Origin of the sequence: Streptomyces uncialis (assembly GCF_036250755.1) — a bacterium.
GTDB lineage: Bacteria > Actinomycetota > Actinomycetes > Streptomycetales > Streptomycetaceae > Streptomyces > Streptomyces uncialis.
The window spans coordinates 6809076-6822528 of record NZ_CP109583.1 but is presented as its reverse complement, the minus strand read 5'-3'; the positions used below and the strand labels follow the sequence as shown (position 1 = coordinate 6822528).

The window sequence follows — 13453 nt, the reverse complement described above, 5'->3', positions numbered from 1 at the left end:
GGGTCCGCCCGCGCGGTCGGCGGCGCCCCCCGCGTGGCGTGCGCGGGGCCCGGCCGGACGGGGGTGGGGCAGGTTCCGGGCGGAGGTGGGGAGGGCCGCCGGACGGGGGGTGGGGACGGGTGCCGGACGGGGGAAGGGGACGCTCCGGGCATCCGGCCAGCACATCGCGTCGGAGTGACGATTACACTGGGCCCGTGCCTCAACTTCGTCTCGCCCTGAACCAGATCGACTCCACCGTCGGTGCCCTCGCCGAGAACGCGGAGGCGATCCTCCGCTGGACCCGGCACTCGGCCGAGCAGGGAGCGCATGTCATCGCGTTCCCGGAGATGGCCCTGACGGGGTATCCCGTCGAGGACCTGGCCCTGCGCTCGTCCTTCGTGGACGCCTCCCGTACCGCGCTGCGGGACCTCGCGCGGCGGCTCGCCGGGGAAGGCTTCGGCGCCATCCCGGTGATCGTCGGCTATCTGGACCGTTCCGAGACGGCGCAGCCGAGGTACGGCCAGCCCGCGGGCGCCCCGCGCAACGCCGCCGCCGTGCTGCACGGCGGTGAGGTGGCGCTGGTGTTCGCCAAGCACCATCTGCCGAACTACGGGGTCTTCGACGAGTTCCGGTACTTCGTGCCGGGCGACACCCTGCCGGTGGTCCGGGTGCACGGCGTGGACGTGGCGCTGGCAATCTGCGAGGACCTGTGGCAGGACGGCGGCCGGGTGCCCGCGACCCGGTCCGCCGGGGCGGGGCTGCTGCTGTCGATCAACGCGTCGCCGTACGAGCGCGACAAGGACGACACCCGGCTCGAACTGGTCCGCAAGCGCGCACAGGAAGCCGGGTGCACCACCGCGTACCTGGCGATGATCGGCGGCCAGGACGAGCTGGTCTTCGACGGTGACTCGATCGTCGTGGACAAGGACGGCGAGGTCATCGCGCGGGCCCCGCAGTTCGCGGAGGGCTGTGTCGTCCTCGACCTGGAGCTGCCCGCGGCGGCCGCTGACCCCGTCACCGGTGTGGTGGACGACGGACTGCGGATCGACCGGCTGGTCCTGTCCGAGGAGCCGCTGCCCGCGTATCCGGCGGAGCTGACCGGCGGCTACGCGGACCGCCTCGACGACGACGAGGAGATCTACTCGGCGCTCGTGGTGGGCCTGCGGGCGTATGTCGCGAAGAACGGCTTCCGGTCCGTGCTCATCGGCCTCTCGGGCGGTATCGACTCGGCGCTGGTCGCGGCGATCGCGTGCGACGCGCTCGGCGCGCAGAACGTGTACGGGGTGTCGATGCCGTCGAAGTACTCCTCCGAGCACTCCAGGGGCGACGCGGCGGAACTGGCCCGGCGCACCGGCCTCAACTTCCGTACGGTGCCGATCGGGCCGATGTTCGACACGTACATGGCGTCGCTGGAGCTGACCGGGCTCGCCGAGGAGAACCTCCAGTCCCGGCTGCGCGGCACCCTGCTGATGTCGGTGTCCAACCAGGAGGGCCACATCGTGCTGGCGCCGGGCAACAAGTCCGAGCTGGCCGTGGGGTACTCGACGCTGTACGGCGACTCGGTGGGCGCTTACGGGCCCATCAAGGACGTGTACAAGACGACGGTGTTCCGGCTCGCCGAGTGGCGCAACCGGGCCGCCGCGCAGCGCGGTCAGACCCCGCCGATCCCCGAGAACTCGATCACCAAGCCGCCGAGCGCGGAACTGCGCCCGGACCAGGTCGACACGGACTCCCTGCCGGACTACCCGGTGCTGGACGCCGTGCTGGAGCGGTACGTGGACCGGGACCAGGGCGCCGACAGCATCGTGGCGGCCGGTTTCGACGCGGAGCTGGTGACCCGCATCCTGCGGATGACCGACACCGCCGAGTACAAGCGGCGGCAGTACCCGCCGGGCACCAAGATCTCGGCGAAGGGCTTCGGCAAGGACCGCCGGCTGCCGATCACCAACCGCTGGCGCGAGACGGGCGAGGCACCCGAGTAGGCCCCTCGCCCTCCCGGACCGAAGCCCTTACGGACGGCGCGTTACAGACCGACGCGGGCGGCCACCGGCAGGTGGTCGCTCGCGGTGCGCGGCAGCGTCCAGGACGTCACCGGCTCGACGTCCTTCACCAGGATCTGGTCGATACGCGCCATCGGGAACGCGGCGGGCCAGCTGAACCCGAACCCGCTGCCCGACGCGCCCTGGGTGGAACGCATCTGCGCGGTGATCGCCTTCAGGGCACGGTCGTTCATGGTGCCGTTGAGGTCCCCGAGCAGGATCACCCGCTCCACCCGCTCCACGGCGATGGCCGCCCCGAGCGCGTCGGCGCTCTGGTCACGACGGCTCGCCGTGAAACCGGCGTTCACCTTCACCCGTACCGACGGGAGATGCGCGGCGTACACGGCGACGGGCCCTTCGGGGGTGGCCACCGTGGTCCGCATCGCGCGGGTCCAGCCGAGCTTGATGTCCACGGGCGCGGTCGCGCTCAGCGGGTACTTGCTCCACACCCCCACCGTGCCCTCGACCTCGTGGTAGCGGAAGGTCTTCGCGAGGGCCCGCTCGTACACGGGGACGGCCTGCGCGGTGAGTTCCTCCAGCGCGACGACGTCCGCGCCCGAGGCGGCCACCTCACGCGCGGTGCCCTCCGGGTCGGGGTTGCCCGCGTTGACGTTGTGCGTGACGACGGTGAGGTCACCGCCGGTACCGGTCTTGTCGGTGACCAGCCCGCCGAACAGGTTCAGCCACACGATGGCCGGAACAAGTACCGCGATCATCGCGATCGCCGACTTGCGCAGCAGCCCGCACAGCATCAACAGCGGCAGCAGGGCGCCCACCCAGGGCAGGAACGTCTCGTTCAGGCTGCCCAGGTTGCCCAGCGAGTTGGGGATCTGCGCGTGCAGCACCATCACCAGCGCGAGCAGCAGGGCGAACGCCGTGAGGACCAGTCCGCGCCGCCAGATCCCGGGGTCGCCGCGCCATCCGGAGAACAGCCGGCGCAGTCGGGACACAGGACGGCCGGTTCTCGCATCGCCTTCGCGGCTGTCCGTGTCCGTCGCGTATGCCTGCTGCGCCATTCCGTCGCCTCACTGCCTGCCGTGCACTTCGTTACCGCCACCATTGACCCTAGGCGATGAACGCTGCTGTTCCCGCCGCTCCCTGACGGCTGTACGGGCACCATGACGAAGAAGCACCCGGCGGGAGTTCCGGCACGGGGGTGGCATGCGCTCACTGTGACAAAACGCGCACATACGTACCGGGCGCGGCGAGACTACTGCGCCGGACGCAGACCCGCCAGTACCACGTCCACGATCTGAGCGGCGAGTTCCTCCGGCAGATCCCCCTCCGGACGGACGACGGTACGGACGAGCATCGGGCCGACGAACAGGTCGTGCATCAGGTCCAGGTCCAGATCGGTACGGATCTCACCGGTCCGCTGGCCCCGCCGCAGCACCTCGACGGACATCCGGCGGCGGGGTTCGATCACCAGGGCGTGGTACGTGCTCCACAGCCGCGGATGGCTCTTCATCTGGGCGTGGACGTTGCACAGCAGGGTGGACGAGCGGTTCGCGACACCGCGCAGCCGCAGGCTCTCCAGCAGGGTGATCAGGTCCTCGCGGACGGACCCGCCGGTGAGGGGCGGGTCCGGGGGCTCGGCGCGGCGCAGGACCTCGACGAAGAGTTCCTCCCTGCCGGGCCAGCGGCGGTAGATCGTGGCCTTGCCCACGCGGGCGGTGCGGGCGACACGTTCGATGCTGATGTCCGCGAGCGGTACGCCTTCCTCCAGCAGTCCGACCACGCCGTCCAGGATGGCCCGCTCGACCGCCTCGCTGCGCGGCCGTCCCACCTTCGCCTCACCGCCTTCGCTCGCGCCTCCGAGTACCCCGCCCTGAACGTACCCGTCCCCGTGCGGGTCGCCTTCGCTTGCGCTTCCGGGGTCTGTCCGGCTGGGCGGGCTTGTTCCCGTGCGGGTACGTCCGTGGGTGCGCAGTTCCCCGCGGGCCGCCTTCGCTTGCGCTTCCCAGGTCTGTCCGGCTGGGCGTACTCCGTTCCTGTGCCGTCGCTCGGTGGGTGCGCAGTTCCCCGCGCCCCTGGATGCTGCCCCCTGCGGTCGCTTCTGCGGTGCGGGTCGCCCTCACCTTTCGCGCAGTTCCCCGCGCCCCTGGATGCTGCCCCTTCGGGCTTGTTCGTCGGGTGCGGGCCGGTCCTCGTTTTCGCGCAGTTCCCCGCGCCCCTGGAGGGGCACTCCTCTCCTCGTGCAGTCGCATGGCTGCGGGAGGGGGTGGGCGGGAATCTCTGCCCGCAGACTCCGATGCTCTTCAGTCGGGCAAGAGGGATGTCGTACCGAGCGCGTTGGAGCGAGGACGGAGAAATCCGACCGGCACCGACCCGAAGAACAAACCGGATGCGCCCCAAAGGGGCGCGGGGAACTGCGCACCCACGAGCGACCCGCACAGGAAAGGTGCGCCCACCCGGACAGACCCCGGAAGCGCAAGCGAAGGCGACCTGCGGGGAACTGCGCACCCCACGAGCGACGGCGCGGGACAAGTGCGTCCACCCGGACAGACCTCACAAGCGCAAGCGAAGGCGACCCGCGCGGGAACAAGTACGCCCAGCACAGGGAACCCGAGGGGCGTCAGCGCCGGGTGGGGGTGCGGCCGGGGAGGAAGAGGAGGGTGACCACCGCGCCGAGGGCCGCGATCCCCGCCCCCCACACGGCAGTGACATGCATCGCGTCCAGAAACGCGTCCCGCGCCGCCCCCGCGAGCGACGACCCCCCGTCCGCCCCCATCCGCCCCGCGACGGCCAGCGTCGCCTCGATCGACGACCCCGCCGCGTGCCGCGAACCCTCCGGCAGGGAGGCGAGCTCGTCCTCGATGCCCGACCGGTACGCGGTCGACAGCACGGACCCGAGCACCGCGATCCCCAGCGCCCCGCCGACCTGCCGGAACGTATTGCTGAGCGCGGACGCGGAACCCGCCTTCTCCCTCGGCAGGGTCTGCATGATGACGACGCTCGTCGGTGTCATCACATGGGCCATCCCCGCGCCCATCAGGAAGAACACGACCTCCATCACCCAGACGGGGGTGTCGTGGTCGAAGAGCAGGAACGCCGCCAGCGTCGCCGCGATCAGCAGCAGCCCGCCCGTGGTCACGGCCCGGTAGCCGAACCGGTCGACCACATGCCGCGCGCGGGCCGCGAAGAAGAGCTGGGCGAGGGCGAGCGGCAGCATGAGCAGCCCGGTCTGGAGCGGCGAGTAGCCGCGCACGCTCTGGGTGTAGAAGACGGAGAAGAAGGTGACACCCATCAGCGCGAAGAAGACCAGCGCTATCGCGGTGATCGCGGCCGAGAACACCTTGTCGCGGAAGTACCGCATGTCGATGGCCGGATGGTCGCTGCGGATCTCGTACCAGACGAAGAGGCCGAGCACCGCGACCCCCGCGCCGATGGTCGCGAGGACACCGGGGTCGGTGAAGTCCGCGCGTTCGCCGCCCTCGATGATGCCGTACACCAGCAGCACCAGACCGACCACGGTGAGCAGCACACCGAAGGGGTCGATCCGGCCGGGCGCCGGATCGCGGGAGTCGGGGACCAGGAACAGCAGCAGGGCGATGGCGACGACCACGATGGGCACGTTGACGAGGAACACCGAGCCCCACCAGAAGTGGTCGAGCAGGACGCCGCCGGTGATCGGGCCGATGGCTATCGCGAGGCCGACCCCGCCCGCCCAGATACCGATGGCCTTGGGCTGTTCGTCGCGTTCGAAGACGTTCATCAGGATGGCGAGCGTCGCGGGCATCACGAACGCGGCGCCGAGCCCCATCACCGCGCGGAACGCGATCAGCTCGGCCGGTGAGCCCGACTGCGCGGCGAGCGCCGAGGCGATGCCGAACACCAGCATCCCGGCGACGAGGACCTTGCGGCGGCCGAGCCGGTCACCGAGGAGCCCCGCGGAGAAGAGCAGTCCCGCGAAGACGAGGGTGTAGGAGTTGATCGCCCATTCCAGCTCCCCCTGGGTCGCGCCGAGGCCGGTGGGCGCGGGGGTGGAGATGGTCCTGACGGCGACATTGAGGATCGAGTTGTCGAGGACGACGATCATCAGGCTGAGCATCAGTACGCCCAGGACGGCCCAGCGTCTGCGGTGCACGGCCTCAGGGACCCGCGGCGCGAGGTCGGCAGGTGTGGTCATGGCCCGAGCGTAGGGATGTTCCGATACGGGACCGTCTCGTATCTCGTTCTCCTGGCCAGAACTTTACGGTCCGCTCCGGCCCGGGCGGGCCGGACCCGGCGCCCGCGCGGTACGGGAGCGGCTGCCGGGACCCGGGTGACGTACGGCACCCGGGTCCCGGGAGTCGGCCGGGCGCGAACCGGGAACCACCACCGTGTCCGGCCCCCACCGGGCCCCTCGGACCCCCGGGACCGGTACCGCACTTTCGCCGGGCCGCACGAAGTGCCACCATGGAGACGGTCCGGGGACGCCGTAAGGGCGCCTCGAGATGACATGAAGGAGCCGTTGCGATGACGCAACTCTCGGCTGCCCGTACGCCCGCCCAGGAGGCCGGCGCCCCGTCCGACAGCGTGAAGACGCTGTACGGCGGCAAGGGGAACCGCCGCATCACCGTGCGTGACATCACCGTCGCCAAGGAGCGCGGCGAGAAGTGGCCCATGCTCACCGCGTACGACGCGATGACCGCGTCCGTCTTCGACGAGGCCGGGATACCCGTCCTGCTCGTCGGGGACTCGATGGGCAACGTCCACCTCGGCTACGAGACGACCGTGCCGGTCACCATGGACGAGATGACGATGCTGTCCGCGGCCGTCGTCCGGGGCACCAAGCGGGCCCTGATCGTCGGTGATCTGCCGTTCGGCTCGTACCAGGAGGGTCCGACCCAGGCGCTGCGCAACGCGATGCGGCTGGTCAAGGACGCGGGTGTGGGGGCCGTGAAGCTGGAGGGCGGCGAGCGTTCGCACCGGCAGATCGAGCTGATCGTGGAGTCCGGTATCCCGGTGATGGCGCATGTGGGGCTCACCCCGCAGTCCGTGAACACCATGGGCTACCGCGTGCAGGGCCGCGGTGAGGAGGCCGCGCAGCAGCTGCTGCGCGACGCCAAGGCCGTCCAGGACGCGGGCGCCTTCTCGGTCGTGCTGGAGCTGGTGCCCGCGGAGCTGGCCGCCGAGGTGACCCGGACGCTGCACATCCCGACCGTCGGGATCGGCGCGGGGGTCGAGACCGACGCGCAGGTGCTGGTCGCGACCGACATGCTGGGCCTCACGGGCGGGCGGATGCCGCGGTTCGTGAAGCAGTACGCCGAGCTGCGGTCCGTCATCGGTGACGCCGCGCGCACGTTCGCCGACGAGGTCGTCGGCGGGGTCTTCCCGGCGGAGGAGCACTCCGTGCACTAGCGGTACCCGCCGTACCCGCGACCCGGCCGCGCGCCGGGCCGCGTCCGAACCACTGCGGCACCAGGGCAGCCCGTCGATCTTCCCCCGTCGGCGGGCTGTCGCCGTTCCCGGGTGCCCGGCGGGGAGCTCCCCCGCTGACGGTAGGATCATCCTCCCGCCGTCCGTCGTGACCGCGGGTGTCTTGCGTTCAGGCCTGTGGCCTGCCGCCCCGCCTGGTTCGAGGAGGATTTCCCGGGTGTCTGCGCGTCGACTGCCCTCATGGGCCTGGGTCACCGGGCTGCTCTGCGCCGCGCTGGTCGTGGTGGTCGGGCTGGCCGTACGGGCCGAGCCGATGCCCGGGGGCCGGACCGACGCGGGTCCCGCGGGGTCCGCGTCGAAGAAGCCTCAGCAGCGGCCCGAGGACGCGAAGCCGAAGGTGCCTGCGGTGCCTGCCGCCTCCGGCGAGGGACACCGGGTCGTGTACTCGCTGGAGCAGCGGCGGGTGTGGCTCGTGGAGGCGCGGGACAAGGTGTCGCGGACGTTCGCCGTGTGGCCCGGGTCCGTGCATCCGCCTGTCGGCGCGCACAAGGTGTCCTCCCGGTTGCCGTCCGGGACGGGGACCGACGGGGTGAAGGTCGCGAACATCATCTACTTCGCGAAGAGTTCCGGGCTGACCGTGGCGTTCTCCAACGCGGTGGACGGGGCGCGGCCCGAGACGGATCTCGGGGTGCAGACCGCGGCGGTCCGGCAGAAGGTTGCCGATGGGGCCGCGATGTGGAAGTTCGCGCCCGTCGGCACGGTCGTGAACGTCGTCGCCTGACCCCTTGCCGGGGGGGCGCCTCTGGGTCTCTTGTGTTGGGCGTACTTCGTTCCTGTGCCGTCGTTCGTGGGGTGCGCAGTTCCCCGCGCCCCTTTGGGGCGCATCCGACTTGTTCTTCGGGTCGGGGCCGGTCGGGATTCACCGAGAACAGCCCCAGGAGGCGCCCCCGAAGGGGCGCGGGGAACTGCGCACAAACGAGGGCGGACCCGCACCCGAGAAGCGACCGCAAGGGGGCAGCATCCAGGGGCGCGGGGAACTGCGCACCCACGGACGACCCGCACAGGGACAAGTGGGCCCAGCCGGACAGACCTCGGGAGCGCGAGCGAAGGCGACCCGTACGGGGGCTACCGGGGGGTCGGGTCGACCGGGTGGGTGGCCAGGGAGTGGACCGTTACGGTCATCCAGGGCCAGACCGGGAGGGACGAGATGATGGTGTGGAGTTCGGTGGGGTCGGCGGCCTGCCACAGGCCCCAGTTCTCGGTGCGGCCGGGCACGCGCCACATACGGACGAGATGACCCGAGGCGGCCAGCTCCGCGGCCCTGCGGCGCTCCTCCTGCGAGACGGACTCCTTGTGCTCGGGGTCCATGCCGTGCGGCCAGCTGATCTGGATGTTGACGAGGAATTCCATGGGGTTCCTTGCGGTGTGCGGGGCGGTCAGTGGGCGAAGGGGTCGGCGGGGGTGCCGTGTTCGGTGATGACGGACTTGGTCTGGAGGAACTCGGCGACGGCCTCCGCACCGTTCTCACGGCCGAGTCCGGACTGCTTGTAGCCGCCGAACGGCACGCTCCAGTGCAGCAGCCGGTAGGTGTTGACCCAGACGACGCCCGCTTCCAGGCGCCGGGCCACCCGGTGCGCGCGGGCCGCGTCCCGGGTCCAGAACCCGGCGGCGAGCCCGTACTCGACGGAGTTGGCGAGGGCGACCGCGTCGTCCTCGGTGTCGAAGGGGTGGACGGTGACGACCGGGCCGAACACCTCCTCGCGGCAGACCGCGAGGTCGGGGCCCGCGTCGGTGAGGACGGTCGGCTCGTACCAGTAGCCGCCGTCGAGGGACTCCGGTACCGTCGCCCGCTTGCCGCCGGTGACCGCGCGGGCGCCGCCCGCGAGCGCCTCGTCCACGTAGCCCTCTACGCGGGTGAGTGCCGCGGCCGAGGCCAGCGGGCCGACATGGGTGCGCGGGTCGCGGGGGTCGCCCACCCGCAGCCGTCCGACGGCGTCGCCGTAGCGGCGCAGGAACTCCTCGTGGACCTCGCGCTGGACCAGGACACGGGAGCCCGCGACGCAGGTCTGGCCCGCGGCGGAGAACGCGCCCTGCCGGGCCGCGGTCACGGCGGCGTCCAGGTCGCCGTCGGCGAAGACGATGTGCGCGGACTTGCCGCCCGCCTCGCAGACGTAGCGCTTCATCCGCTCGGCGGCGCGGGCGCCGAGGGTCCGGGCGACGGCGGTGCTGCCGGTGAAGGTGATCATCGCGACATCGGGGTGGTCGGTGAGGCGCCTGCCCTCGTCGGCGCCGCCGATGACGACACTGACGACCCCGGGCGGGAAACCGGCCTCCAGGGCGAGTTCGGCGAGCCGGACGGAGGAGGCGGGGGCCTGCGGCGGCGGCTTGAGGATCACGGTGTTGCCCGCGGCGAGGGCCGGGGCGAGCTTCCAGGAGCCCAGGGACAGGGCGCCGTTGAAGGGGGTCAGCGCGGCGACGACCCCGAGCGGTTCCTGGGTGATCCGCGCGTGCGCGGTGGCGCCGAGCGGCCGGGAGCGGTCCTCCAGGGTCTCGGCGACGGCCGCGAAGTAGCGGTACCAGCGGGCGAGCGCCCCGACCTCGCCCCGGGTCGCGGCGAGCGGCTTGCCGTTGGCGAGGGTCTCCAGGGCGGCGAGTTCGTCGGTGTGCGCGACGAGCACGTCACCGAGCCGGTACAGCAGATCGGCGCGGGCGTGCGCCGGGAGTCCGGCCCAGTCGGGGCCGGTGAACGCGGCGCGGGCGGCGGCCACCGCCTCGTCCACGGCGTCCGGGTCCTGGTACGCGTGGGCCCAGACCGCGCCGGTCGCGGGGTCGGTCAGCGGCACCGCCGTGCCCGCGGGGGCGCGCCGCCGGCCCGCGGTGTGGGAGGTGTACTCCCCGGTCGTACCGGTCGTGTCGGGGGTCATGGTGCGGGGGTCCTTTCGGGGACGGGGGCCTCGGAGGTGAGGGCGGCCCGTACGGCGGGGGTCTCGGCGTGATGGCAGGCGACGGTGTGGCCGCCGGCGCCGACGGACAGGGTGGGGGGCGGGTCCCCCGCGCGGCACTCCTCGGTGGCGAACGGGCAGGAGCGCTGGAAGCGGCAGCCCGGCAGCGGATCGGTGGGGTCGGGCGGTTCGGCGCGGGTGCGGACGGCGCCGCGCAGTCCCGGGGAGCGGGGGTCGGGCACAGGGACGGCGCCGAGCAGGGCGTGGGTGTACGGATGGCGGGGCGCGGAGAAGATCTCGTCGCACGGTCCGCTCTCCATGATCCGGCCGCCGTACATGACGATGACGTGGTCGGAGATGTGCCGGACGACGCTCATGTCGTGGGAGATGAACAGGAAGCTCACCTCGCGGTCCCGGCACAGGTCCTTGAGGAGGTTGACGATCTGGCCCTGGATGCTGACGTCCAGGGCGGAGACGATCTCGTCGCAGACGATGAAGCGGGGTTCGGCGGCGAGGGCGCGGGCGATGGCGGCGCGCTGGCGCTGGCCGCCGGACAGTTCGTGCGGGTAGCGGTCGGCGAGTTCGGGGCGCAGCCCGACCTGGGCGAGGAGTTCCGCGACACGGTCGGCGGCCTCCTCGCGGGGGACGGTCCGGTGCACGGTGACGACCTCGCGGATCATCGCCCTGATGGTCATCCGGGGGTTGAGGCTGGCGTACGGGTCCTGGTAGACGATCTGGGCGAGCCGGTGCAGGGTGCGGTCGCGGCGGATCTCGTCCAGCGGGCGGCCGTGGACGGTGACCGTTCCGGAGTGGACGGGTGAGAGGCCGACGAGGGCGCGTCCGGTGGTGGTCTTGCCGCTGCCGCTCTCCCCGACGATGGTGACGATGCTGCGGGCGGGCACGGTGAACGAGACGCCGTCGACGGCGTGCGCGGAGCCGGTGACCCGGCGCAGTACCCCGGTGCGGACGGGGAAGTGGACCCGGAGTTCCTCGACGGTGACGGCGTTGTCGTCGGTCCGGGTGGCGCCCGGGGTCCGGGGTTCGGCGGCGGCGGTCATGCGCGGTCTCCTCGGGGTGCCGGGGCGGTGGTGTCCGCGGGGTCCGGGGCCTCGGGTGCGGCGGATGCGGTGGCCTCGGGTGCGGCGGGGTCCGTCGCGTCGGCCGTGGCCGGGGCCTCGGGTGGGGCGGTGAAGGGGCAGCGGACGGTGTGTCCGGGGGCGCCGGTGGTGAGGGTGAGCAGCTGGGGCACGGAGTCGCCGCACTCGGGGCGGGCCGTCGCGCAGCGGGGCTGGTAGGCGCAGCCCGGCGGCGGGTCGGCGGGGTCGGGCGGGAAGCCGGGGATGGCGGGCAGCCGGTCGACGCGGGCGCGGTCCATCCGGGGGATGGAGTTCATCAGGGCACGGGTGTACGGGTGGCCGGGGGCGTCGAACAGGGCTGTGGTGGGCGCGAGTTCGACGATGCGGCCCGCGTACATCACGGCGATCCGGTCGGTGATCCCGGCGACGACGCCGAGGTCATGGGTGATCAGGACGAGGGCCATCCGCAGTTCGCGGCGCAGCCGGTCGATGAGCTGGAGCACCTGGGACTGGATGGTGACGTCGAGGGCGGTGGTGGGTTCGTCGGCGATGAGGACCTTGGGGTCGCGGCTGATGGCCATGGCGATGAGGACGCGCTGGCGCATTCCGCCGGACAGTTCGTGCGGATAGCTGCGCAGGCGTTCCCGGGCGCCGGGGATGCCGACCAGGTCGAGGAGTTCGGCGCAGCGGGCGGTGGCGGCGCGGCGGCTCATCCGGTCGTAGTGGATGAGGGGTTCGGCCATCTGGGCGCCGATGGTCATGGCGGGGTTGAGCGCGGAGAGGGCGTCCTGGGAGACGAGTCCGATGCCGGAGCCGCGTATCCGCCGCATCTCCTTGGGGCCGAGGGTGGTGAGGTCGCGGCCGTCGAAGCCGATCCGGCCGCTGATCTCCGCGCCGCCGTGGCCGAGCATCCGCAGTACGGCGAGCATGGTCTGGCTCTTGCCGCACCCGGATTCGCCGACGACGCCGAGGGATTCACCGGCGGCGACGCTGAACGACACGTCGCGGACGGTCTCCAGGGCGGGTCCGTGGCCCTGGTCCGGGCGCCGGTAGGCGACCTTGAGGTGCTCCACGTCCAGAATGGTCACGGTGGTTCCCTTCCGCCTACGCGAGCTTGATCTTGGGGTTGAAGTACGCCTGGAGGATGTCGACCAGGAAGTTGATCAGGACGAACGCGACGGCGATGACGAGGATGCCGCCCTGGACGAGGGGGATGTCGCGGGTGGAGATGGCCTGGTGGAGGGCGAGTCCGATGCCGGGCCAGGAGAAGACGGTCTCGGTGAGCACGGCGCCGCTGAGCAGGAAGCCGGCCTGGAGTCCGACGACGGTGATCACGGACGGCATCGCGTTGGGCAGCACGTGCCGGACGACGACCCGGAACTCGCCGACGCCGCGGGAGCGGGCGGTGCGGACGTAGTCGTTGCCGATGACCTCCAGTACCGCGGAGCGGGTCATCCGGGCGATCACGGCCAGCGACCAGGCGGCGAGGGTGATCACCGGCAGCACCATGTGCGCGGCGACGTCGAGGGATCCGCCGCCTCCGATGGAGGTCATGCCGGTCGCGGGGAGCACCCGCAGTTGCAGGGAGAAGACGACGATGAGGACGAGGCCGAACCAGAACGAGGGGACGGAGTTGAAGAACAGCACCCCGACGGTGAGTCCGCGGTCGCGGGCGGAGCCGGGCTTCTGCGCGGCCCAGGTGCCGATGGCGACCCCGACGACGGCGGCGACGACGATCGCGGTGCCGGACAGCAGCAGGGTGTTCAGCAGCCGTTCGGAGAGCACTTCGGAGACGGGCCGGCCGAAGGACAGGGAGCGGCCGAGGTCGCCGTCGAAGAGGCTGCCGAGGTAGGTGAAGTAGCGGGAGACGGCGGGTTCGTCGAGGCCGAGGTCGGCGCGCAGCGCCTGGCGGTCCTCCTCGGAGGAGCTGGGGCCGAGCAGGGCGCTGGCCTGGTCGCCGGGGATGATCTGGCCGAGGCCGAAGGTGGCGATGGTGACCCCGAGGACGACGGGGATCATCTGGAGCGCGCGGCGCAGGGTGAAGGTCAGCATGACG

The 13453-nt window shown here is 72.0% G+C and carries 10 protein-coding genes and 1 pseudogene; 3 read left to right on the top strand and 8 right to left on the bottom strand.

The features are described 5' to 3' along the window. Window positions 1-194: 194 nt before the first annotated feature. Window positions 195-1961: an NAD+ synthase gene (locus OG711_RS28545; RefSeq protein WP_329561318.1), complete on the top strand. Its 1767-nt coding sequence runs from the start codon at window positions 195-197 to the stop codon at window positions 1959-1961. 41 nt (window positions 1962-2002) lie between these two features. Here OG711_RS28545 and OG711_RS28540 read toward each other — a convergent pair. The 3 genes and pseudogenes from OG711_RS28540 to OG711_RS28530 all read right to left on the bottom strand — a co-directional run bounded on the left by OG711_RS28540 (window position 2003) and on the right by OG711_RS28530 (window position 6147). Further along, a pseudogene (locus tag OG711_RS28540) lies at window positions 2003-2939 on the bottom strand (endonuclease/exonuclease/phosphatase family protein). A gap of 289 nt (window positions 2940-3228) precedes the next feature. Continuing rightward, complete coding sequence (locus OG711_RS28535; RefSeq protein ID WP_266514666.1) at window positions 3229-3804, bottom strand: TetR/AcrR family transcriptional regulator; 576 nt, start codon at window positions 3802-3804, stop codon at window positions 3229-3231. A gap of 789 nt (window positions 3805-4593) precedes the next feature. Further along, the gene (locus OG711_RS28530) at window positions 4594-6147 is read right to left on the bottom strand and encodes an MFS transporter (RefSeq protein ID WP_073791472.1); all 1554 of its coding nucleotides are present in this window, start codon (window positions 6145-6147) and stop codon (window positions 4594-4596) included. A 329-nt stretch (window positions 6148-6476) separates the two neighbouring features. On the opposite strand from OG711_RS28530, the gene panB reads away from it, so the two are divergent. Beyond that, on the top strand, window positions 6477-7361 hold the full coding sequence (gene panB, locus OG711_RS28525) for a 3-methyl-2-oxobutanoate hydroxymethyltransferase (RefSeq protein ID WP_099284022.1): 885 nt from the start codon (window positions 6477-6479) through the stop codon (window positions 7359-7361). A gap of 235 nt (window positions 7362-7596) precedes the next feature. Continuing rightward, the gene (locus OG711_RS28520) at window positions 7597-8160 is read left to right on the top strand and encodes a hypothetical protein (protein WP_266514673.1); all 564 of its coding nucleotides are present in this window, start codon (window positions 7597-7599) and stop codon (window positions 8158-8160) included. A 344-nt stretch (window positions 8161-8504) separates the two neighbouring features. Here OG711_RS28520 and OG711_RS28515 read toward each other — a convergent pair whose 3' ends face one another. The 5 genes from OG711_RS28515 to OG711_RS28495 are packed head-to-tail and all read right to left on the bottom strand — an operon-like array spanning window position 8505 to window position 13449. Next, window positions 8505-8789 carry a muconolactone Delta-isomerase gene (locus tag OG711_RS28515; protein WP_073791478.1) on the bottom strand — a complete coding sequence of 95 codons (285 nt, stop codon included), beginning with the start codon at window positions 8787-8789 and terminating at the stop codon, window positions 8505-8507. A gap of 26 nt (window positions 8790-8815) precedes the next feature. Beyond that, window positions 8816-10303: an aldehyde dehydrogenase family protein gene (locus OG711_RS28510; protein ID WP_266514676.1), complete on the bottom strand. Its 1488-nt coding sequence runs from the start codon at window positions 10301-10303 to the stop codon at window positions 8816-8818. Beyond that, on the bottom strand, window positions 10300-11379 hold the full coding sequence (locus tag OG711_RS28505; RefSeq protein ID WP_073791483.1) for an oligopeptide/dipeptide ABC transporter ATP-binding protein: 1080 nt from the start codon (window positions 11377-11379) through the stop codon (window positions 10300-10302). The genes OG711_RS28510 and OG711_RS28505 overlap by 4 nt, the downstream gene beginning before the upstream one ends. After that, on the bottom strand, window positions 11376-12485 hold the full coding sequence (locus OG711_RS28500) for an ABC transporter ATP-binding protein (RefSeq protein WP_329561309.1): 1110 nt from the start codon (window positions 12483-12485) through the stop codon (window positions 11376-11378). Before OG711_RS28500 ends, OG711_RS28505 begins: the two co-directional genes overlap by 4 nt. Window positions 12486-12501: 16 nt before the next feature. Further along, window positions 12502-13449 carry an ABC transporter permease gene (locus OG711_RS28495; RefSeq protein ID WP_073791485.1) on the bottom strand — a complete coding sequence of 316 codons (948 nt, stop codon included), beginning with the start codon at window positions 13447-13449 and terminating at the stop codon, window positions 12502-12504. Window positions 13450-13453: the final 4 nt, after the last annotated feature.